We start from the raw sequence: 18,517 nt of genomic DNA, 5'->3' as shown, positions 1-18,517 counted from the left end.
ACAACAAAACCAAGCGCCGGTTCCTGCCGAACCTGCAATACCGCCGTTTCTGGGTGGAGAGCGAAAACCGCTGGGTGCGCCTGCGCGTTTCCGGCGCCGCCCTGCGCCTGATCGACAAGAACGGCATTGACGCCGTGCTCGCAGACCTGCGCGCACGCGGCCAGGCCTGATTCCCTGAAGGAGCACGAACATGGCAACCAAAGGCGCTCGCGAGAAGATCAAGCTGGAATCCACCGCTGGAACCGGCCACTTCTACACCACCACCAAGAACAAGAAGACCACGCCCGAGAAGATGCTGATCAAGAAATTTGATCCGGTCGCTCGCAAGCACGTCGACTACAAGGAAATCAAGCTGAAGTGATTCGGCCTTGACCCACGAAAAACCCGCTGCGAACCAGCGGGTTTTTTGTTGCCTGTTCGCAGGCAATGCCCTGAGCCAGTCGCCACCCATCATCCGTCGCACAGGCGAAAAAAAGCCGCCCATATGGAGCGGCTTTTTCGTGGGCGCTGGCCCGAGGCGGGCCAGACAGACCGGGATCAGACGTGCGCGGCGCGCAGCTTGAACGAGAACTGGCGCAGGGCTTCGATGCCACTGTCTTCGGCCTTGCGGCACCAGGCTTGCAGGTCAGCGGCCAGTTGCTCGCGCGACGAGGTGGTGCTGGACCACAGGGCGCGCAGTTCTTCGCGCATGGCGTGCATCTTGGTGAGCACCGGCGAGGCGGCGCGCACCTGCTCGACCTGGGCACGCGCCTCGGCGGGCACCTTGTCGTCGTCGCGGTGCAGCCAGCGGCGCGCCGTTTCCAGCACCTTGGCGTCGCTGTGCTTGGCCTTCAGCGTCTGCAGCTCGGTGGCGGCGGCGGCGCGCATTTCACGGGCGTAGCGGGCCATCACCTCGTAGCGGTTGGCGATGATCGCCTCAAGCGTTTTCTCGTCGGCTACCGGCTTCACCTCACCCAGCATAAGCTGCGGCGGGGTCTTCTTCACCGAGGCCAGGCCCACGGCCTTCATGGCGCTGATGTACACCCAGCCAATGTCGAACTCGTACGGCTTGACCGAGAACTTGGCCGAGGTCGGGTAGGTGTGGTGGTTGTTGTGCAACTCTTCGCCGCCAATGATGATGCCCCAGGGCACAAGGTTGGTGCTGGCGTCGGAGGCCTCGAAGTTGCGGTAGCCCCAGTAGTGGCCGATGCCGTTGACAACACCGGCAGCCCACAGCGGAATCCAGGCCATCTGCACGGCCCACACGGCCAGACCGGCGGCGCCGAACAGCAGCACGTCGATGATGACCATCAGCGACACACCCAGCGCCGAGTAGCGCGAGTAGAGGTTGCGCTCGATCCAGTCGTCAGGCGTGCCGTGGCCATAGCGGGCCATGGTTTCTTCGTTCTTCGACTCCGCGCGGTACAGCTCGGCGCCTTCCCAGAACACCTTCTTGATGCCATAGATCTGCGGGCTGTGCGGGTCTTCGGCCTGCTCGCACTTGGCGTGGTGCTTGCGGTGGATGGCGGTCCATTGTTTGGTGACCATGCCGGTGGTCATCCAGAGCCAGAAGCGGAAGAAATGGGAAGCGATCGGGTGCAGGTCCAGAGAGCGGTGCGCCTGGTTGCGGTGCAGGAAGATGGTGACGCTGGCAATGGTGATGTGGGTCATCACCAGGGTGACCAGGACGATTTGCCACCAGGACGCGCCAGTCAGGCCATCGCTGAGCAAGTTGACCAGACCATCGCGCGCGGCGACCAGAAAATCGGAAGCAATCATTGAGATCCTAAGAGACTGCCCAAGAGAGACGGAATACCCGAAGTGGCCCCGGGCAGTGGAGCCATTACCCTGGAATTTTAGAGGTCGGGGGGTTTTTCACCAACCCAATCGGCCCCGGAAAGCGGCCAATGAAGGTGGAGTTACGGGGCCAATCGGGGAATTCAAGGCTTTTTCCGCCAGACGGCGGCGAAAAAGCCATCTGTTCCATGGCGATGGGGCCACAGACGAAGCCAGCGCCCCTCGGGCCCGGCGCACAGGGTTTCCGGGGCGTTGACGCGGGCATCGGCCAGCACCGCCTGGACGGGCATGGGTTCGAAATCGGTGTGTGCGGCATCAAAGGCCTCGGCCACCGCCTCGTTTTCCTGGCGCAACAGGCTGCAGGTGGCGTACACCAGCCGGCCACCGGGCTTGAGCAGGCGGGCCGCGCTGGTCAGGATGCGTTGCTGCAACTCAGCCTGGGCCGCCACCGTCTCGGGCGTCTGGCGCCATTTCAGGTCGGGGCTGCGGCGCAGGGTGCCCAGGCCGGAACAGGGGGCGTCCACCAGCACGCGGTCGATCTTGCCGGCCAGGCGCTTGATGCGCTCGTCGCGCTCGTGCGCGATGCCCACCGGGTGCACGTTCGAGAGGCCGCTGCGCGCCAGGCGCGGTTTGAGGCCCTCCAGGCGGTGAACCGAGGTATCAAAGGCGTAAAGCCGGCCGCTGTTGCGCATGGCCGCGCCGATGGCCAGGGTCTTGCCGCCGGCACCGGCGCAAAAGTCCACCACCATCTCGCCACGGCGCGCGTCCAGCAGCAGGGCCAGCAGCTGCGAGCCTTCGTCTTGCACCTCAATGTCGCCGCGCATGAAGGCCGGCACCTTGCTGAGGTTGGGCTTGCCTTGCAAGCGAATGCCCAGGGGGGAATGCGGCGTGGGCTCGACCGTCAGGCCGGCCGAGCGCAAGTCGGCCAGCACCGCGTCGCGCTTGGCCTTGAGGGTGTTCACGCGCAGGTCCAGCGGGGCATGGCCGTTGAGGCTGGCCACCAGGGCATCGAAACCGTCGCCCACTTGCTCGCGCAGGGCCGTGGCCAGCCACTCGGGCAGGTTGTGCCGGTGCTGGGCCATGAGCTCGTCGGGTTGGACGCGCAGGCAGGCGTCGAGCCACACCTTCTCTTGCTCGGACAAAGCGCTCTTGAGAAAGTCGCGGTCGCCCGGAAAACCCAGGATGGACAGGCGGCGCCACTTGGAGCCGCTGCCCGAGCGGGCCAGCCACTCGAATTTCAGGCGCTCGCGCAGGGCGGCGTAAACGGTGTCGGACAGCGTGGCGCGCTCGCGCGGGCCCAGGGACTTATGCTCGCGGAAATAGCGCGACACCACGGCGTCGGTCGGGTGATCGAATCTGAATACCTGCTCCATCAGGGCGGAGCATTCGTCTAACAAGGCTTTGGGGTGCATGGGCGGTATTGTCCCACCGGGGATAATCGAGGGCTATGTCCGAACTTCAAGAGCAGGTGCGCCGTCGCCGCACCTTCGCCATCATTTCCCACCCCGACGCGGGTAAGACCACCCTGACCGAGAAGCTGCTGCTGTTCTCGGGCGCCATCAACATCGCCGGCAGCGTGAAGGCGCGCAAGGCCGCGCGCCATGCCACGTCCGACTGGATGGAGATCGAGAAGCAGCGGGGCATCTCGGTGGCCTCGTCGGTGATGCAGATGGAATACCGCGACTGCGTCATCAACCTGCTCGACACCCCGGGCCACCAGGACTTCTCGGAAGACACCTACCGCGTGCTCACCGCCGTGGACGCCGCGCTGATGGTGATCGACGCCGGCAACGGCGTGGAGCCCCAGACCCGGCGCCTGCTGCAGGTCTGCAGGGCGCGCAACACGCCCATCCTGACCTTCATCAACAAGATGGACCGCGAGGTGAAGGCCCCGCTGGACCTGATGGACGAGATCGAGCGCGAACTCGGCATGACGGTGGTGCCCTTCACCTGGCCGGTGGGCATGGGCAAGACCTTCCGTGGCGTGTACGACCGCCGCGAGGACCAGATGCGCGTGTTCACCCCGGGCGAAGACAAGCGCGGCGGCGACGAGGAAGTGCTGGCCGGGCTGGACAACCCCGAAAGCGCACAGCGCTTCGGCATGGAATTCCAGCAGGCCAAGGACGAGCTGGAGCTGGTGGAAGGTGCCTCGCCTGCCTTTGACCACGAGGCCTTCCTGGCCGGTCACCAAACGCCCATGCTCTTCGGCTCGGCGGTCAACAACTTCGGCGTGCGCGAGGTGCTGGACGCCCTGGTCGATCTGGCCCCGCCGCCCGGCCCGCGCCCGGCCATCCAGCGCACGGTGGCCCCAGAAGAGCCCAAGTTCACCGGCGTGGTGTTCAAGATTCAGGCCAACATGGACCCGGCGCACCGCGACCGCATTGCCTTTGTGCGCGTGGCCAGCGGCCACTTCGAGCGTGGCATGCGCCTGAAGGTGGTGCGCAGCGGCAAGGAACTGCGGCCGAACACCGTGGTGAGCTTCCTGAGCCAGCGCCGCGAGCTGCTGGACGAGGCCTTTGCCGGCGACATCATCGGTATCCCCAACCACGGCGTGCTGCAGCTGGGCGACACCCTCACCGAAGGCGAAGCCCTGCAGTTCACCGGCCTGCCCTTCTTTGCGCCGGAAATCATCCGCAGCGTGGAAGTGGCCGACCCCTTGCGCACCAAACAATTGCGCGCGGGCCTCACCCAACTGGGCGAGGAAGGCGCGATTCAGGTGTTCCGCCCCGTGGCGGGCAGCGTGCTGCTGCTGGGCGCGGTGGGGCAACTGCAGTTCGAGGTGGTGGCCCACCGGCTGGAGCACGAATACGGCGTGAAGGCCCGCATCATGGGCAGCCCGTACCAGGTGGCGCGCTGGGTGACCTGCGCGCCCGAAGACGGCGGCGAACAGGAACTCAAGCGCTTCATCGACGCCAACGCCCACCGCGTGGCGCTGGACGCGGTGGACGCCCCCACCATCCTGCTGGACCACATGGCCACGCTGCGCGCCGTGGAGGCCAACTGGCCGAAGATCAAGTTCCACGCCATGCGGGAACACGCCGGCCTGGTGTTTGCGAAGTCGATGTAAGGCCCTTCGGGCAAAGCCAGCCCGGTAACGGGCTGGCTCAGGCGGCCGACAAACCCGCCAGCAAGGCCTCCACCGCGCGCGGATAGATCACGTGCTCTTGCGTGAGCACGCGCGCGGCCAGGGCCTCGGGCGTGTCGCCTGGCAGCACCGGCACCACGGCCTGTTCCAGGATGGCGCCGTGGTCAAGTTCGGCGGTGACGCGGTGCACCGTGGCGCCGGCAAAGCGGCAGCCCATTTCAATGGCGCGCTCGTGGGTCTTGAGGCCGGGAAAGGCCGGCAGCAGGCTGGGGTGGATGTTGACCAGCCGCCCCTCGTAATGGGCCACGAAGCCGGGGGTGAGAATCCGCATGAAGCCGGCCAGCACCACCAGCGCAGGCGCATGGCGATCGATTTCCTGCATGAGCTGGGCATCAAACGCCTCGCGACTGGCGTGGGCCTTGTGGTCCACCACAGCGGTGGCCAGGCCTTGTTCGCGGGCCCAGGCCAGCCCGCCCGCCTCGGCCTTGTTGCTGATGACGGCCACCACCCGGGCGCCGAAACGGCGCGCCCAGTGCTGGCGGCGCGAGGCCTCCACCAGGGCGGCCATGTTGGAGCCGCCCCCGGAGATGAGAATCACGATGTTGTTGTGCATTTCGCCTGACATGGCCGAGGAGTGTAATGAGCCCGAATTTTGCTGAGCGACCGCTCACCCCCGCCGAAGCCCGCGTGCTGGGCACCTTGATGGAAAAGGCCCGCACCGTGCCCGACAGCTACCCGCTGTCGCTCAACGCCTTGCTGACCGGTTGCAACCAGAAAACCGCGCGCGAGCCGGTGATGGAGCTGAGCGAGCCCGACGTGATCGAGGCGCTGGAGGGGCTGCGCGAGCGCTCGCTGGTGATCGAGTCCAGCGGCAGCCGGGTGCCGCGCTACGAGCACAACTTCATGCGCGGCGTGGGCGTGCCCGAGCAATCGGCGGTGCTGCTGGGCACCTTGATGCTGCGCGGCCCGCAAACCGCTGGCGAGCTGCGCCTGAACTGCGAGCGCTGGTACAAGTTTCTGGACATCGGCTCGGTGGAGGCCTTTCTGGACGAGCTGCAATCGCGCAGCGAATCGGCCGGCGGGCCGCTGGTGGTCAAGCTGCCCCGGGCGGCGGGCGCGCGCGAGGCGCGTTGGGCGCACTTGCTGGGCGGCCCGGTGAGCGTGTCGGCCAGCGCCGCCGCCCCCGAGGCCTCGGGCCTGGCCGATCGCGTGGCCGCCCTGGAAGCCACGGTGCAGCGGCTGGAAGCCCAATTGGCGCACCTGAGCGAACAACTCGGCTTGTCGCAGCCCGGACAGAACTGAAACGAACGGTCGTGCGAAACTGATCTGCGTTGTTCAATGAGCACCCCGATGGCCGGGGCGCGCCACAGGAGACACCGATGGATCTGGCATTCACGCCTCAAGAGCAGGCGTTTCGCGCGGAAATCCGCGACTGGGTGAGGGCCAACCTGCCCTCGGACATCGCCCACAAGGTGCACAACGCGCTGCGTCTGTCGCGCGACGACCTGCAGCGCTGGGCCAAGATTCTGGGCAAGAAGGGCTGGCTGGGCCACGCCTGGCCCAAGGAATTCGGTGGCCCTGGCTGGAACGCGGTGCAGAAGCACTTGTTTGAAGAGGAATGCGCGCTGGCCGGAGCGCCGCGCGTGGTGCCCTTCGGGCCGGTGATGGTGGCACCGGTGATCATGGCCTTTGGCAACAAGGCGCAGCAAGAGCGCTTCCTGCCCGGCATCGCCAGCGGCGAGGTGTGGTGGAGCCAGGGTTACAGCGAGCCCGGCTCGGGCTCTGACCTGGCCAGCCTCAAGACCCGCGCCGAGCGCCGGGGCGACAAGTACATCGTCAACGGCCAGAAGACCTGGACCACGCTGGGCCAGTACGGCGAGTGGATCTTCTGCCTGGTGCGCACCAGCAACGAGGGCAAGCCCCAGACCGGCATCAGCTTTCTGTTGATCGACATGAAATCGCCCGGCGTCAGCGTGCGCCCGATCAAATTGCTCGACGGCGAATGCGAGGTGAACGAAGTCTGGTTCGACAACGTGGAAGTGCCCGCCGAGAACCTGATCGGCGAGGAAAACCAGGGCTGGACCTACGCCAAGCACCTGCTCAGCCACGAACGCACCAACATCGCCGACGTGAACCGCGCCAAGCGCGAGCTGGAGCGGCTCAAGCGCATCGCCAAGGCCGAAGGCGTGTGGGACGACAGCCGCTTTCGCGACCAGATTGCTCTGCTGGAGGTGGACATCGTGGCGCTGGAGATGCTGGTGCTGCGCGTGCTGTCGGCCGAAAAATCGGGCAAGCAGAGCCTGGACATCGCCGGCCTGCTGAAGATTCGCGGCAGCGAGATTCAACAGCGTTACACCGAACTCATGATGCTGGCCGCCGGCCCCTACAGCCTGCCCTTCATCTTCGAGGCCATGGAGGCCGGCTGGCAAGGCGACTTTCCCGGCGGTGCCCTGGGCAACGCGCCCCTGGCGGCCACCTACTTCAACATGCGCAAGACCACCATCTACGGCGGCTCCAACGAGGTTCAGCGCAACATCGTGGCGCAAACCGTGCTGGGCTGAACGGGCAGGAGACACACATGGATTTCGATTTTTCCGACGATCAGGCCGCCCTGCGCGACGCGGTGCAGAAATGGGTGGAAAAGGGCTACGGCTTCGAGCGCCGGCGCGCCACCGTGGCGGCCGGCGGCTTTGACCGCGCGGCCTACGGCGAGTTGGCCGAACTGGGCCTGGCCGGCGTGTACGTGAGCGAAGACCACGGCGGCCTGGGCATGGGCCCGGTGGAGGCCATGGTGGTGATGGAAGAACTGGGGCGCGGCATCGTGCTGGAGCCGCTGGGCCAGACCTTCGTCACCAGCGGCGTGATCGGCGCCTACGCGCCGGCCGAGCTGCAAGCCGCCTGGTTGCCACGCATCGCCAGCGGCGAGGCCCTGGTGGTGCTGGCGCACCAGGAGCGCGGGGCGCGCTACCGGCTCGATCGCGTGAGCGCCACGGCCAAGGCCAGCGGCCAGGGCCACACCCTCAGCGGCCACAAGAACCTAGTGCCCGCGGCCGACCAGGCCGACGCCTTCGTGGTGCCGGCCCAGCTCAACGGCCAGACCGCGCTCTTTTTGGTGGAGGCCAAGGCGGCTGGCGTCAAGACCACCGGCCACCACACCCAGGACGGCAGCCGCGCGGGCGACCTGGTGCTGACGGACGCGCCCGCCCAGCTGATCACCACCGACGGCCAGACCGCGCTCGAACACGCGGTGGACATTGGCATCGCCGCGGCCTGCGCCGAGGCGGTGGGCGTGATGGACAAGACCCTGGCCATCACGGCCGAGTACCTGAACACCCGCAAGCAGTTCGGCGTGACCATCGCCAGCTTCCAGGCCCTGCGCCACCGCGTGGCCGACATGAAGATGCAACTGGAGCTGGCGCGCTCGATGAGCTACTACGCCAGCCTCAAGCTCAACGCCCCCACTGGCGAGCGCCGCGCCGCGCTGGCCCGCGCCAAGGTGCAGCTGGGCCAGAGCATGCGCTTCGTGGGCCAGCAGGCGGTGCAGTTGCACGGCGGCATCGGCGTGACCGACGAGTACATCGTGAGCCACTACTTCAAGAAGCTCACGCAACTGGAGATGACCTTCGGCGACACCCTGCACCACCTGGGCGAGGTCTCGGCGCGCATGCAAGACACGGCAGGCGTCTTCGCCTGATGAACTGGCGCCAAGGGCTGCGCGCCTGGGTGGGTCGGCAGTGGCGCCAGTGGCCCCGCCACCTGGGCACGCTGGTGCTCTTGGTGGCGGTGGTGCTGGGTGTTCAAGCCTGGCAAACGCGCCACGTGCCGGCCGAGCCCCTGCCCGACTTGCCGCTGGCGCTGCTGGGGCCAGACGGCCAGGTGGTGGCCACCAGCCTGCAGGCGTGGCGCGCGCAGCACGGTGAACGGGCCGTGGCGCTGCACGTGTGGGCCGAGTGGTGCCCCATCTGCCGCACCGAGGAAGGCACGGTCACCGCGCTCGCGGCCGACTGGCCGGTGCTCACCGTGGCCATGCAGTCGGGCGAGGCCACCCAGGTGCAGCGGGTGCTGCGCCAGCGCGGCCTGCCCTGGGCCACGGCCATCGACCCGCGTGGGACAGTGGCCGGCGCCTTGGGTGTGCGGGCCGTGCCGGCCTTTGCCGTGATCGACCGCCAGGGCCGCCTGCGCCTGCCCAGCGTGGGCTACACCACCGGCGTCGGCATGCGGCTGCGCCTGTGGTGGATTGACCGCTTCGGCTGAACCGGCGCCAACCCCTCAGGCGTGCAGGCGCGACGATTTGGGCAGGTGCGCCACCAGGAACTCCATCTGGTCGGCCAGGATGCGGCGGTTGCGCAAGATGAAGTCTTCCCACAGGCTGGGCACGTAAGGCGTGTAGAGCAGCGGCATGTGCGCCTGCTCGGGCGTGCGGTTGGCCTTGCGGTGGTTGCATGAGCGGCAGGCCGTGACCACGTTCATCCAGTGATCGCCGCCGCGCTGGGCCAGGGGCACGATGTGCTCGCGGGTGAGCACGTCTTCGTGGAAGCGGTTGCCGCAATAGGCGCACAGGTTGCGGTCGCGCGAGAACAGCTTCTGGTTGGTGAGGGTGGGCCGCAACTCGAAGGGATTGATGCGCGGCACGCCCTGGGTGCCAATGATGGAATTGATGGTGATGATCGACTGCCGGCCGGTGATGGCGTTGTGCCCGCCATGGAACACCGCGACCTGAGCCCCCATTTCCCAGCGCACCTCATCGGCGGCGTAGTGCAACACCGCCTCTTCGAGGCTGATCCACGATTGGGGCAGACCTTGGGCAGAGAGCTTCAAGACCTTCAAAACGGGCTCCTTTGTGCAACGTGACACCGAACCAGGCCGCCCCGTTCACCCACGGAGCCGGCCACCATCGCCGGATACACCGGCGGGCATGCGTTTTCCTGTGTCAATATAGCGCGCTTCGGTGACGTCACGGGCCTTGTGGCCCATCAGCCCCCTTTTCCCCATGAAGATCTTTCGCGGCCTGCCTGGCTGCCCCGTCGACCCGCGCGGCTGCGCGCTGACCATCGGCAATTTCGATGGCGTGCACCGCGGCCACCAGGCCATGCTGGCCTTGCTCAAGAACGAAGCCCAACACCGCGGTGTGCCCACCTGCGTGATGACCTTCGAGCCGCACCCGCGCGACTACTTCGCCGCCGTGCACCACAAGCCCGACCTCGCGCCCGCCCGCATCGCCACCCTGCGCGACAAGCTCGAAGAGCTGGCGCGCTGCGGCATTGACCAGTGCGTGGTGCTGCCCTTCAACGAGCGCCTGGCGGCCCAGGCGCCCGAGGCCTTCATCGAAGAAAGCCTGGTGCGCGCGCTGGGCGTGAAGTACGTGCTGGTGGGGGACGATTTCCGCTTCGGCGCCAAGCGCGCGGGCGACTACGCCATGCTCGACGCGGCAGGCTCGCGCCTGGGCTTTGACGTGGCGCGCATGCAGAGCTACGAGGTGCACGGCCTGCGCGTGTCCAGCTCGGCCGTGCGCGACGCGCTCGCCCAAGGCCGCATGGATGCTGTCGCCGCCCTGCTGGGGCGGCCCTACGCCATCAGCGGCCACGTGGTGCACGGGCGCAAGCTCGGCCGTGCCCTGGGCGAGAGCGGCGAGGGCAAGGGCGACGGTTTTCGCACCCTCAACCTGCGCTTCTCGCACTGGAAGCCGGCGGCCAGCGGCATTTTCGCGGTGCACGTGCACGGCCTGTGGGACCAGCCCCTGCCCGGTGTGGCCAACCTGGGGGTGCGGCCCTCGCTCGACCCCAACGACGTGAACGGCGGGCGGGTGCTGCTGGAGACGCACTGCCTGGAATGGCCGCAGGCCTTGGCCCAGCGACTGCCTGGCGGGGAGGCCTACGGTAAAATCGTGCGGGTGGAACTGCTGCACAAACTGCACGACGAGCTGAAGTACGACAGCCTCGACGCCCTCACCCAGGGCATTGCGAAGGATGTGGCCGACGCACGCCATTTCTTCGAGTCGCTGCACACCCAGACCCACCGCCAGACCACGCGCGACCGAATTTAACGCCCACGCCGCGTGGTCGCTGCCCTTGGACAGGCTCGGGGCACTCGGCCTGTTTTCCCTCTTCATTCCCGCCAGGGTTGAGCTTGTCGACCCCACCACGGAACCTGCCATGTCCGAGAAAAAAGCCGATTACCCCGTCAACCTGCTTGACACCCCCTTCCCCATGCGCGGCGACCTGCCCAAGCGCGAGCCGGGCTGGGTGAAGGAATGGAACGAAAACGGCCTGTACCAGCGCCTGCGCGACGCGCGCCAGGGCGCGCCGCTGTTCGTGCTGCACGACGGCCCGCCCTACGCCAACGGCAAACTGCACATCGGCCACGCACTGAACAAGGTGCTCAAGGACATGATCGTCAAGAGCCGCCAGCTCGCCGGCTTTGACGCGCAGTACATCCCGGGCTGGGACTGCCACGGCCTGCCGATCGAGAACGCCATCGAGAAGCTGCACGGGCGCAACCTCAGCCGCGACGACATGCAGGCCAAGAGCCGCGCCTACGCCACCGAGCAGATCGCGCAGCAGCGCGAAGACTTCAAGCGCCTGGGCGTGCTGGGCGACTGGGAGCGCCCTTACCGCACCATGGACTTCGCCAACGAGGCGGGCGAAATCCGCGCCTTCAAGCGCGTGATCGAGCGCGGCTTCGTGTACCGCGGCCTCAAGCCGGTGTACTGGTGCTTTGACTGCGGCAGCTCGCTGGCCGAGTTCGAGATCGAATACGCCGACAAGAAGAGCGACACGCTGGACGTGGCCTTCGAGTCGAACGACGCGGCCGGCCTGGCCCGCGCCTTTGGCCTGGGCGCGCTGCCCGAAGGCAAGCAAGCCTTCGCCGTGATCTGGACCACCACCGCGTGGACCATCCCGGCCAACCAGGCGCTCAACGCCCACCCCGAGCTGGAATACGCCCTGGTGGACACGCCCAAGGGCGTGCTGCTGCTGGGCGCCAGCCTGGTAGAGAAGTGCCTGGAGCGTTTTGGCCTGAGCGGCACCGTGCTGGCCACCGCCAAGGGCGAGGCCCTGCGCGGCCAGGTGTTCCGCCACCCGCTGTTCGATGCGGACAGCGGCAGCGGCCAATACAGCTACAAGCGCCTCTCGCCGCTGTACCTGGCCGAGTACGTGAGCGACAGCGACGGCACCGGCATCGTGCACTCGTCACCCGCCTACGGCGTGGACGACTTCAACAGCTGCGTGGCCAACGGCCTGGCCTACGACGACATCCTCAACCCGGTGCAGGGCAACGGGGTGTACACGAGCGAACTGCCCCTGTTTGGCGGCCAGCACATCTGGAAGGCCTGCCCGGTCATCATCGACACGCTGCGCGAGCACGGCCGCCTGATGGCCACCGTGGGCATCACCCACAGCTACCCGCACTGCTGGCGCCACAAGACCCCGGTGATCTACCGCGCCGCTGCCCAGTGGTTCGTGCGCATGGACGAGGGCGAGGGCGTGTTCACCAAGGACAAGGCCCCCGGCACGCTGCGCCAGACGGCCCTGGCCGCCATCGAGCAGACGAGCTTCTACCCCGAGAACGGCAAGGCCCGCCTGCGCGACATGATCGCCGGCCGGCCCGACTGGTGCATCTCGCGCCAGCGCAGCTGGGGCGTGCCCCTGCCCTTCTTCCTGCACAAGGATTCGGGCGAGCTGCACCCGCGCACCATGGAGATCATGGACCAGGCGGCCACCATCGTCGAGCAGGGCGGCATCGAGGCCTGGAGCCGCGTGACGCCCGAGGAAATCCTGGGCGCGCAGGATGCCGAGCACTACACCAAGAGCACCGACATCCTGGAAGTGTGGTTCGACTCCGGCTCCACCTTCTGGCACGTGATGCGCGGCACGCACGCCGGCATGCACCACGACAGCGGCCCCGAGGCCGACCTGTACCTCGAAGGCCACGACCAGCACCGCGGCTGGTTCCACAGCTCGCTGCTGCTGGGCTGCGCCCTGTACGACCGCGCGCCCTATCGCGGCCTGCTCACCCACGGCTTCGCCACCGACGGCCAGGGCCGCAAGATGAGCAAGAGCCTGGGCAACACGGTCGAGCCGCAGAGCGTCACCTCCAAACTGGGCGCCGAGATCGTGCGCCTGTGGGTGGCCAGCACCGACTACTCGGGCGACCTGAACATCGACGACAAGATCCTGGCCCGCGTGGTGGACGCCTACCGCCGCATCCGCAACACCCTGCGCTTCCTGCTGGCCAACCTGAGCGACTTCAACCCGGCCACCGACGCCGTACCGACGGCCGATCTGCTGGAGATCGACCGCTACGCCCTGGCCCGCGCCTCGCAGTTCCAGGCCGAGGTGCTGAAGCACTTTGACGTGTACGAGTTCCACCCGGTGGTGGCCAAGCTGCAGGTGTACTGCTCGGAAGACCTGGGCGCCTTCTACCTGGACGTGCTCAAAGACCGCCTGTACACCACCGCGCCCAACAGCCACGCCCGCCGCAGCGCCCAGACCGCGCTGCACACCATCGCCCACGCCATGCTGCGCTGGATGGCGCCCTTCCTCAGCTTCACCGCCGAGGAAGCCTGGCCGGTGCTGGCCAAGGAAGCCAACCGCGGCTCGATCTTCTTCGAGACCTTCAGCGCCCTGCCCAGCGCCGACGAGGCCCTCCTGGCCAAGTGGGGCCGCCTGCGCGAGATTCGCGAGCTGGCCAACAAAGAGATCGAGACCGTTCGCACGGCTGGCCAGGTGGGCTCGTCGCTGCAGGCGCTGCTGACCATCACCGCTGGTGCCGACGACGCGGCCCTGCTGCGCTCGCTGGGCGATGACCTGCGCTTCGTCACCATCACCTCGGCCGCGGCCGTGGTGGACGGCGCCGAGCTGTCGGTGGCCGTCACCCCCGCCGCCTCGGCCAAGTGCGAGCGCTGCTGGCACTACCGAGATGACGTGGGCCACGACCCGGCGCACCCCACCCTCTGCGGGCGCTGCACCAGCAACCTGTTCGGCGCGGGCGAAAGCCGCAGCGCGGCGTGATGGCCAAGGGCAGCAACGCCTCGCTGTGGCCCTGGCTGGGGCTGGCGGCCATTCTGTTCGTGGCCGACCAGTTCACCAAGGTGCTGATCCTGGGCTACTACCGGCTGGGCGACAGCACCACCATCACCAGCTTCTTCAACATCGTGCGGGTGCACAACACCGGCGCGGCCTTCTCCTTCCTGGCCGGCGCCGGTGGCTGGCAGCGCTGGTTCTTCACCGCCGTGGGCGTGGGCGCGGCCGCCTTCATTGTGTGGATGCTGCGCTCGCACCCGGGCCAGAAGCTGTTTGCCTTTGCGCTGTCGTGCATCCTGGGCGGCGCGGTGGGCAATGTGGTGGACCGCTTGCTGCACGGCTACGTGGTGGACTGGCTCGACTTCCACTGGCGTTTCCTCTCGGGCGTGTTCCCCGGCGGCCATTTCCCGGCCTTCAACATCGCCGACGCGGCCATCACCGTGGGCGCGGTGGCGCTCATCGTGGACGAGATCCGGCGCGTGCGCCGCAGCCGCTGACGCCCTGGTCACCTCAGGGCCGTAGGCCCTGTGCTAACCTGCCCGGCCCGGGGTTCTCGCCCCGCGCCTACACAGGAGACACCCATGCCCGGACTGTTGCCCAGCATCGACCCCGATGGCCTGTACGAGTTCTCGGTCGTGTACACCGACCGCGCGCTCAACCACATGTCCCAGCGCTTCCAGCGCGTCATGACCGACATCAGCGCCATGCTCAAGCGCGTGTACCGCGCCCACTCGGTGGCGCTGGTGCCCGGCAGTGGCACCTTTGGCATGGAATCGGTGGCGCGCCAGTTCGCCACCGGCCGCCACGCCCTGGTCATCCGCAACGGCTGGTTCAGCTACCGCTGGACGCAGATCTTTGACATGGGCGCCATTCCAGCCAGCCACACCGTGCTCAAGGCCCGCCCTGTTGGCCCCGGCGCGCAGGCGGCCTGGGCGCCAGCCCCCATCGACGAGGTGGTGGCCACCATCGCCCGCGAAAAACCGGCCGTGGTGTTCGCCCCGCACGTGGAAACCGCCTGCGGAATGATCTTGCCCGACGACTACCTGCGCGCCGTGGCCGACGCCACCCACGCGGTGGGCGGCCTGTTCGTGCTGGACTGCATTGCCTCAGGCGCCATGTGGGTGGACATGGCCGCCACCGGGGTGGACATCCTCATTTCGGCGCCACAGAAGGGCTGGAGCAGCTCGCCCTGCTGCGCCATGGTCATGCTGAGCGAGCGCGCGCGGCAGGCGATCGACGCCACGCAAAGCACCACCTTCGCGATGGACCTGAAGAAGTGGCTGCAGATCATGGAAACGTATGAGGGCGGTGGCCACGCCTACCACACCACCCTGCCCACCGACGCGCTGCTGCGCCTGCGCGAGACCATGGCCGAGACCGAGCGCTATGGCTTCGAGCGGGTGCGCCAGGAGCAGATCGACCTGGGCCTGGCGGTGCGCGCCCTGGTGGAGCGCCACGGCTTCCCCAGCGTGGCGGCCCAGGGCTTCCAGGCGCCGGGCGTGGTGGTGAGCCACACCACCGACCCTGACATTCAATCGAGCAAGAAATTTCTCGCCGCCGGCCTGCAGACGGCCGCTGGCGTGCCGCTGCAGTGCGACGAAGGGCCCGATTTCCGCACCTTCCGGGTGGGCCTGTTCGGGCTGGACAAGTGGCACGACGTGGCCGCCACCGCGCGCCGCCTGGAACAGGCCCTGCAACGGGTGGCCCCGCTGCCGCAGGCCCAAGGCCAAACCCAGACGGCCTGAGGCCGGCGCTGCCCCGTCAGGGCAGCAGCACGGTGCAGCCCGTGGTGGCGCGGGCCTCCAGGCTGCGGTGCGCGGCCTGCACCTCGGTGAGGGGGAAGCGCTGGTCGATGCGAATTTTCACCGCGCCGCTGGTGACCACGCCGAACAGGTCGTCGGCCATGGCCTGGGTGCGCTCACGGCTGGTGATGTGGCTGAACAGGGTCTGGCGCGTCACGTAGAGCGAGCCCTTGGGGCCCAGGATGCCGGGCGCGAACGGCGCCACCGGGCCGCTGGCGTTGCCGAAGCTCACCATCAGGCCAAACGGGCGCAGGCAGTCGAGCGACTGCTCGAAGGTGTCCTTGCCGACCGAGTCGTACACCACCTTCACGCCCTGGCCGCTGGTGATCTCTTTCACGCGGGCGGCGAAGTTCTCTGTGCGGTAGTTGATGGCGTGCTCGGCACCGTGCGCCAGGGCCAGGCGGCACTTGTCGTCGGAGCCGGCGGTGGCGATCAGGCGCAGGCCCAGGGCGCGCGCCCATTGGCAGGCGATCAGGCCCACGCCACCAGCGGCGGCGTGAAACAGCACATAGTCGCCCGCCTCCAGGCCTTCCACCGGCTTGCACTTGCGCAGCAGGTACTGGGCGGTGAGGCCCTTGAGCATCATGGCCGCGCCGGTCTCGAAGTCGATGGCGTCGGGCAGGCGGCAGACGTTCATGGCGGGCATGACGCGCACGTCGCAGTAGCTGCCCGGCGGGTTGGCGGCGTAGGCCGCGCGGTCGCCCACTTTCAGGTGGGTCACGCCCTCGCCCACCGCCTCGATCACGCCCGCGCCTTCCATGCCCAGGGCCAGCGGCAGTGCGTTGGGGTACAGGCCGGTGCGCTGGTACACATCGATGAAGTTCAGGCCGATGGCGTGGTGGCGAATGCGCACCTCGCCGGGGCCGGGATCGCCCACGGTCACGGTGTCGATCACCAGTTGCTCGGGACCGCCGTGGGCGTGAATGCGCACCGCGCGGCTGCTTTGTTGGGTCATGCAGGTCTCCTCTCGGGTTGAAGTGCTGCGCATGCTGCCACGATTTGGGCGCCGATTTCGGCCCCCTGCGCAGTGTCCCTATCGGCCACACGACAGGGCTTACCCTGATGGCTTGCTACAGTGGCGCCCCTATGTCCGCCTCGCCTGCCGCTCGCCTCACACCTGCCACCATCGCCCTGCTCGCGCTGCCGCCCCTGATGTGGGCCGGCAATGCCGTGGTGGGCCGCTTGATGAATGGGCTGATACCCCCCATCACGCTGAACCTGTTGCGCTGGGTGCTGGTGTTGCTGTTGCTGCTGCCCTGGACCTGGTGGATTTTTCGCGCGCGCAGCGGCCTGTGGGCGAACTGGCGGCGCTTTGGCCTGCTGGGCGTGCTCAGCGTGGGCTCGTACAACGCGCTGCAGTACATGGCGCTGAAGACCTCGACGCCGCTGAACGTGACGCTGGTGGCCGCCAGCATGCCGGTGTGGATGCTGCTGCTGGGCCGGGTGCTGTTTGGCGTACGCGTCACGCGGCGCGCAGCGCTGGGGGCCATGCTCTCGTTGATCGGCGTGGCGGTGGTGCTCTCGCGCGGCGATGTGCACGGCCTGCTGGCCATTCGCCTGGTGCCGGGCGATGCGCTCATGTTGCTGGCCGCCATGGTGTGGTCTTGGTACAGCTGGCTGCTGGTGCGCCCGCCGGCGCAGCCGGAGCCGGCCGCCATCAAGGCCGACTGGGCCGCCTACCTGGCCGGGCAGACCGTGTTCGGCCTGGCCTGGACGGGCCTGATGGCCGGCGTGGAGTGGACGGTGCTGGACGGCGAGGCTGCGCACATTCAGTGGGGCTGGCCGCTGGTGCTGGGCCTGCTGTACGTGGCGGTGGGCGCGTCGGTGGTGGCCTACCGCTGCTGGGGCGCGGGCGTGGCCCGGGTGGGCCCGGCCACGGCCGCCTTCTTCGCCAACCTCACGCCGCTATTCGCGGGGCTGATGTCCACCGTGATGCTGGGCGAGCCGCCGCACGCGTACCACGTGCTGGGCTTTGTGCTGATCGTGGGCGGCATCTTGGTCAGCTCACGCCGCTGACCACAAGCCGCCCCGCGCTCAGAAGGTGCCGGGGTAGGCGCCGCCGTCGGCCAGCACGTTCTGGCCGTTGATGTAGCCGGCGTGCACGCTGCACAGGAAGGCGCAGATGGCGCCGAATTCGGCCGGGTTGCCGAACCGGCGGGCCGGGATGCCCTGGCGCCGTGCGTTGGCGATGGCCTCGATGGGCTGGCCGGTCTTGGCCGCCGCGCCCACCATAGTGGCCTTCAGGCGATCGGTGTCGAAAGCGCCGGGCAGCAGGTTGTTGAGCGTCACGCCCTGAGCGGCCAGCGGACTGCGGGCCAAGCCGGCCACGAAGCCGGTCAGGCCGCTGCGCGCGCCATTGGACAGGCCCAGGATGTCGATGGGCGCCTTCACCGCGCTGGAGGTGATGTTCACGATGCGCCCAAAGCCGCGCGAGGCCATGCCGTCCACCGTGGCCTTGATGAGCTCGATGGGCGTGAGCATGTTGGCGTCCACCGCCTTGATCCAGGCCTCGCGGTCCCAGGCGCGAAAGTCGCCCGGGGGCGGGCCGCCGGCGTTGGTGACCACGATGTCAAAGGCCTTGCCCGGGCCACCGGCCACGGTGAAGGCCGCCTCGCGTCCCTCGGGCGTGGTGATGTCGGCCGCCACGGGCAGCACGCTCACGCCGGGCGCGGCGGCCAGCAAGGCCTGCGCGGCGGCCTGCAGATCGTCGGCGCCGCGCGCCACCATGACCACGTTCACCCCTTCGGCGGCCAGGGCCTGGGCGCAACCCAGTCCCAAGCCCTTGCTCGCGCCGCCCACCAGCGCCCACTTGCCTGCAATGCCCAGATCCATGT

General features: G+C 68.1%; 18 protein-coding genes. 12 read left to right on the top strand and 6 right to left on the bottom strand.

Features of this window, described 5'->3' with window-relative positions:
- Together ACE3RQ_RS04995 and rpmG are read left to right on the top strand one after the other, a co-directional pair.
- On the top strand, positions 1-170 hold a 170-nt coding region (locus ACE3RQ_RS04995), incomplete at its 5' end, for a bL28 family ribosomal protein (protein ID WP_374520533.1).
- A 20-nt stretch (positions 171-190) separates the two neighbouring features.
- Positions 191-361: a 50S ribosomal protein L33 gene (gene rpmG / locus ACE3RQ_RS04990; RefSeq protein ID WP_234266767.1), complete on the top strand. Its 171-nt coding sequence runs from the start codon at positions 191-193 to the stop codon at positions 359-361.
- A gap of 176 nt (positions 362-537) precedes the next feature.
- Here rpmG and ACE3RQ_RS04985 read toward each other — a convergent pair whose 3' ends face one another.
- A complete protein-coding gene (locus tag ACE3RQ_RS04985; protein ID WP_374520506.1) occupies positions 538-1,758 on the bottom strand; it encodes a fatty acid desaturase in 1,221 nt (406 codons plus the stop codon).
- A gap of 161 nt (positions 1,759-1,919) precedes the next feature.
- Complete coding sequence (locus tag ACE3RQ_RS04980) at positions 1,920-3,188, bottom strand: RsmB/NOP family class I SAM-dependent RNA methyltransferase (RefSeq protein WP_374520504.1); 1,269 nt, start codon at positions 3,186-3,188, stop codon at positions 1,920-1,922.
- A 35-nt stretch (positions 3,189-3,223) separates the two neighbouring features.
- On the opposite strand from ACE3RQ_RS04980, the gene ACE3RQ_RS04975 reads away from it, so the two are divergent.
- Positions 3,224-4,843 (top strand): peptide chain release factor 3, encoded by a 1,620-nt coding sequence (locus ACE3RQ_RS04975; RefSeq protein WP_374520502.1) that lies wholly within the window; start codon positions 3,224-3,226, stop codon positions 4,841-4,843.
- A 37-nt stretch (positions 4,844-4,880) separates the two neighbouring features.
- On the opposite strand, the gene purN is transcribed toward ACE3RQ_RS04975, so the two are convergent.
- The gene (purN, locus tag ACE3RQ_RS04970; RefSeq protein WP_374520500.1) at positions 4,881-5,486 is read right to left on the bottom strand and encodes a phosphoribosylglycinamide formyltransferase; all 606 of its coding nucleotides are present in this window, start codon (positions 5,484-5,486) and stop codon (positions 4,881-4,883) included.
- Between the two features lie 14 nt (positions 5,487-5,500).
- On the opposite strand from purN, the gene ACE3RQ_RS04965 reads away from it, so the two are divergent.
- The 4 genes from ACE3RQ_RS04965 to ACE3RQ_RS04950 all read left to right on the top strand — a co-directional run bounded on the left by ACE3RQ_RS04965 (position 5,501) and on the right by ACE3RQ_RS04950 (position 9,115).
- Positions 5,501-6,163 carry a YceH family protein gene (locus tag ACE3RQ_RS04965; RefSeq protein ID WP_374520498.1) on the top strand — a complete coding sequence of 221 codons (663 nt, stop codon included), beginning with the start codon at positions 5,501-5,503 and terminating at the stop codon, positions 6,161-6,163.
- A 77-nt stretch (positions 6,164-6,240) separates the two neighbouring features.
- Positions 6,241-7,422 (top strand): acyl-CoA dehydrogenase family protein, encoded by a 1,182-nt coding sequence (locus ACE3RQ_RS04960; RefSeq protein ID WP_374520496.1) that lies wholly within the window; start codon positions 6,241-6,243, stop codon positions 7,420-7,422.
- A gap of 17 nt (positions 7,423-7,439) precedes the next feature.
- The gene (locus tag ACE3RQ_RS04955; RefSeq protein WP_374520494.1) at positions 7,440-8,555 is read left to right on the top strand and encodes an acyl-CoA dehydrogenase family protein; all 1,116 of its coding nucleotides are present in this window, start codon (positions 7,440-7,442) and stop codon (positions 8,553-8,555) included.
- Positions 8,555-9,115 (top strand): redoxin domain-containing protein, encoded by a 561-nt coding sequence (locus ACE3RQ_RS04950; protein ID WP_374520492.1) that lies wholly within the window; start codon positions 8,555-8,557, stop codon positions 9,113-9,115. The genes ACE3RQ_RS04955 and ACE3RQ_RS04950 overlap by 1 nt, the downstream gene beginning before the upstream one ends.
- A gap of 15 nt (positions 9,116-9,130) precedes the next feature.
- Here the strand turns inward: ACE3RQ_RS04950 and ACE3RQ_RS04945 are convergent, their stop codons facing one another.
- Complete coding sequence (locus ACE3RQ_RS04945; protein ID WP_374520490.1) at positions 9,131-9,688, bottom strand: HNH endonuclease; 558 nt, start codon at positions 9,686-9,688, stop codon at positions 9,131-9,133.
- 163 nt (positions 9,689-9,851) lie between these two features.
- Between ACE3RQ_RS04945 and ACE3RQ_RS04940 the strand changes: the two genes are divergently transcribed.
- The 4 genes from ACE3RQ_RS04940 to ACE3RQ_RS04925 all read left to right on the top strand — a co-directional run bounded on the left by ACE3RQ_RS04940 (position 9,852) and on the right by ACE3RQ_RS04925 (position 15,626).
- On the top strand, positions 9,852-10,904 hold the full coding sequence (locus ACE3RQ_RS04940; RefSeq protein ID WP_374520488.1) for a bifunctional riboflavin kinase/FAD synthetase: 1,053 nt from the start codon (positions 9,852-9,854) through the stop codon (positions 10,902-10,904).
- Between the two features lie 109 nt (positions 10,905-11,013).
- On the top strand, positions 11,014-13,869 hold the full coding sequence (gene ileS, locus ACE3RQ_RS04935) for an isoleucine--tRNA ligase (protein ID WP_374520487.1): 2,856 nt from the start codon (positions 11,014-11,016) through the stop codon (positions 13,867-13,869).
- Positions 13,869-14,378 (top strand): signal peptidase II, encoded by a 510-nt coding sequence (gene lspA, locus ACE3RQ_RS04930; RefSeq protein WP_374520485.1) that lies wholly within the window; start codon positions 13,869-13,871, stop codon positions 14,376-14,378. The genes ileS and lspA overlap by 1 nt, the downstream gene beginning before the upstream one ends.
- Before the next feature lie 84 nt (positions 14,379-14,462).
- Positions 14,463-15,626 (top strand): aminotransferase class V-fold PLP-dependent enzyme, encoded by a 1,164-nt coding sequence (locus tag ACE3RQ_RS04925; RefSeq protein ID WP_374520484.1) that lies wholly within the window; start codon positions 14,463-14,465, stop codon positions 15,624-15,626.
- 16 nt (positions 15,627-15,642) lie between these two features.
- On the opposite strand, the gene ACE3RQ_RS04920 is transcribed toward ACE3RQ_RS04925, so the two are convergent.
- Positions 15,643-16,638 (bottom strand): quinone oxidoreductase, encoded by a 996-nt coding sequence (locus ACE3RQ_RS04920; RefSeq protein WP_374520482.1) that lies wholly within the window; start codon positions 16,636-16,638, stop codon positions 15,643-15,645.
- Between the two features lie 131 nt (positions 16,639-16,769).
- Between ACE3RQ_RS04920 and ACE3RQ_RS04915 the strand changes: the two genes are divergently transcribed.
- Positions 16,770-17,699 (top strand): DMT family transporter, encoded by a 930-nt coding sequence (locus ACE3RQ_RS04915; protein ID WP_374520480.1) that lies wholly within the window; start codon positions 16,770-16,772, stop codon positions 17,697-17,699.
- An 18-nt stretch (positions 17,700-17,717) separates the two neighbouring features.
- On the opposite strand, the gene ACE3RQ_RS04910 is transcribed toward ACE3RQ_RS04915, so the two are convergent.
- Complete coding sequence (locus ACE3RQ_RS04910) at positions 17,718-18,515, bottom strand: SDR family oxidoreductase (protein WP_374520479.1); 798 nt, start codon at positions 18,513-18,515, stop codon at positions 17,718-17,720.
- Between the last annotated feature and the right edge of the window lie 2 nt (positions 18,516-18,517).

It is taken from the genome of Hydrogenophaga sp. (genome assembly GCF_041913525.1).
Lineage (GTDB): Bacteria > Pseudomonadota > Gammaproteobacteria > Burkholderiales > Burkholderiaceae_C > Hydrogenophaga.
This window is presented reverse-complemented; position numbering and strand designations above follow the sequence as displayed.

Coding starts and splice junctions, on each gene's coding strand:
- rpmG (WP_234266767.1), top strand. CDS start 191: ATGGCAACCAAAGGCGCTCGCGAGAAGATCAAGCTGGAATCCACCGCT.
- ACE3RQ_RS04985 (WP_374520506.1), bottom strand. CDS start 1,758: ATGATTGCTTCCGATTTTCTGGTCGCCGCGCGCGATGGTCTGGTCAAC.
- ACE3RQ_RS04980 (WP_374520504.1), bottom strand. CDS start 3,188: ATGCACCCCAAAGCCTTGTTAGACGAATGCTCCGCCCTGATGGAGCAG.
- ACE3RQ_RS04975 (WP_374520502.1), top strand. CDS start 3,224: ATGTCCGAACTTCAAGAGCAGGTGCGCCGTCGCCGCACCTTCGCCATC.
- purN (WP_374520500.1), bottom strand. CDS start 5,486: ATGTCAGGCGAAATGCACAACAACATCGTGATTCTCATCTCCGGGGGC.
- ACE3RQ_RS04965 (WP_374520498.1), top strand. CDS start 5,501: ATGAGCCCGAATTTTGCTGAGCGACCGCTCACCCCCGCCGAAGCCCGC.
- ACE3RQ_RS04960 (WP_374520496.1), top strand. CDS start 6,241: ATGGATCTGGCATTCACGCCTCAAGAGCAGGCGTTTCGCGCGGAAATC.
- ACE3RQ_RS04955 (WP_374520494.1), top strand. CDS start 7,440: ATGGATTTCGATTTTTCCGACGATCAGGCCGCCCTGCGCGACGCGGTG.
- ACE3RQ_RS04950 (WP_374520492.1), top strand. CDS start 8,555: ATGAACTGGCGCCAAGGGCTGCGCGCCTGGGTGGGTCGGCAGTGGCGC.
- ACE3RQ_RS04940 (WP_374520488.1), top strand. CDS start 9,852: ATGAAGATCTTTCGCGGCCTGCCTGGCTGCCCCGTCGACCCGCGCGGC.
- ileS (WP_374520487.1), top strand. CDS start 11,014: ATGTCCGAGAAAAAAGCCGATTACCCCGTCAACCTGCTTGACACCCCC.
- lspA (WP_374520485.1), top strand. CDS start 13,869: ATGGCCAAGGGCAGCAACGCCTCGCTGTGGCCCTGGCTGGGGCTGGCG.
- ACE3RQ_RS04925 (WP_374520484.1), top strand. CDS start 14,463: ATGCCCGGACTGTTGCCCAGCATCGACCCCGATGGCCTGTACGAGTTC.
- ACE3RQ_RS04920 (WP_374520482.1), bottom strand. CDS start 16,638: ATGACCCAACAAAGCAGCCGCGCGGTGCGCATTCACGCCCACGGCGGT.
- ACE3RQ_RS04915 (WP_374520480.1), top strand. CDS start 16,770: ATGTCCGCCTCGCCTGCCGCTCGCCTCACACCTGCCACCATCGCCCTG.
- ACE3RQ_RS04910 (WP_374520479.1), bottom strand. CDS start 18,515: ATGGATCTGGGCATTGCAGGCAAGTGGGCGCTGGTGGGCGGCGCGAGC.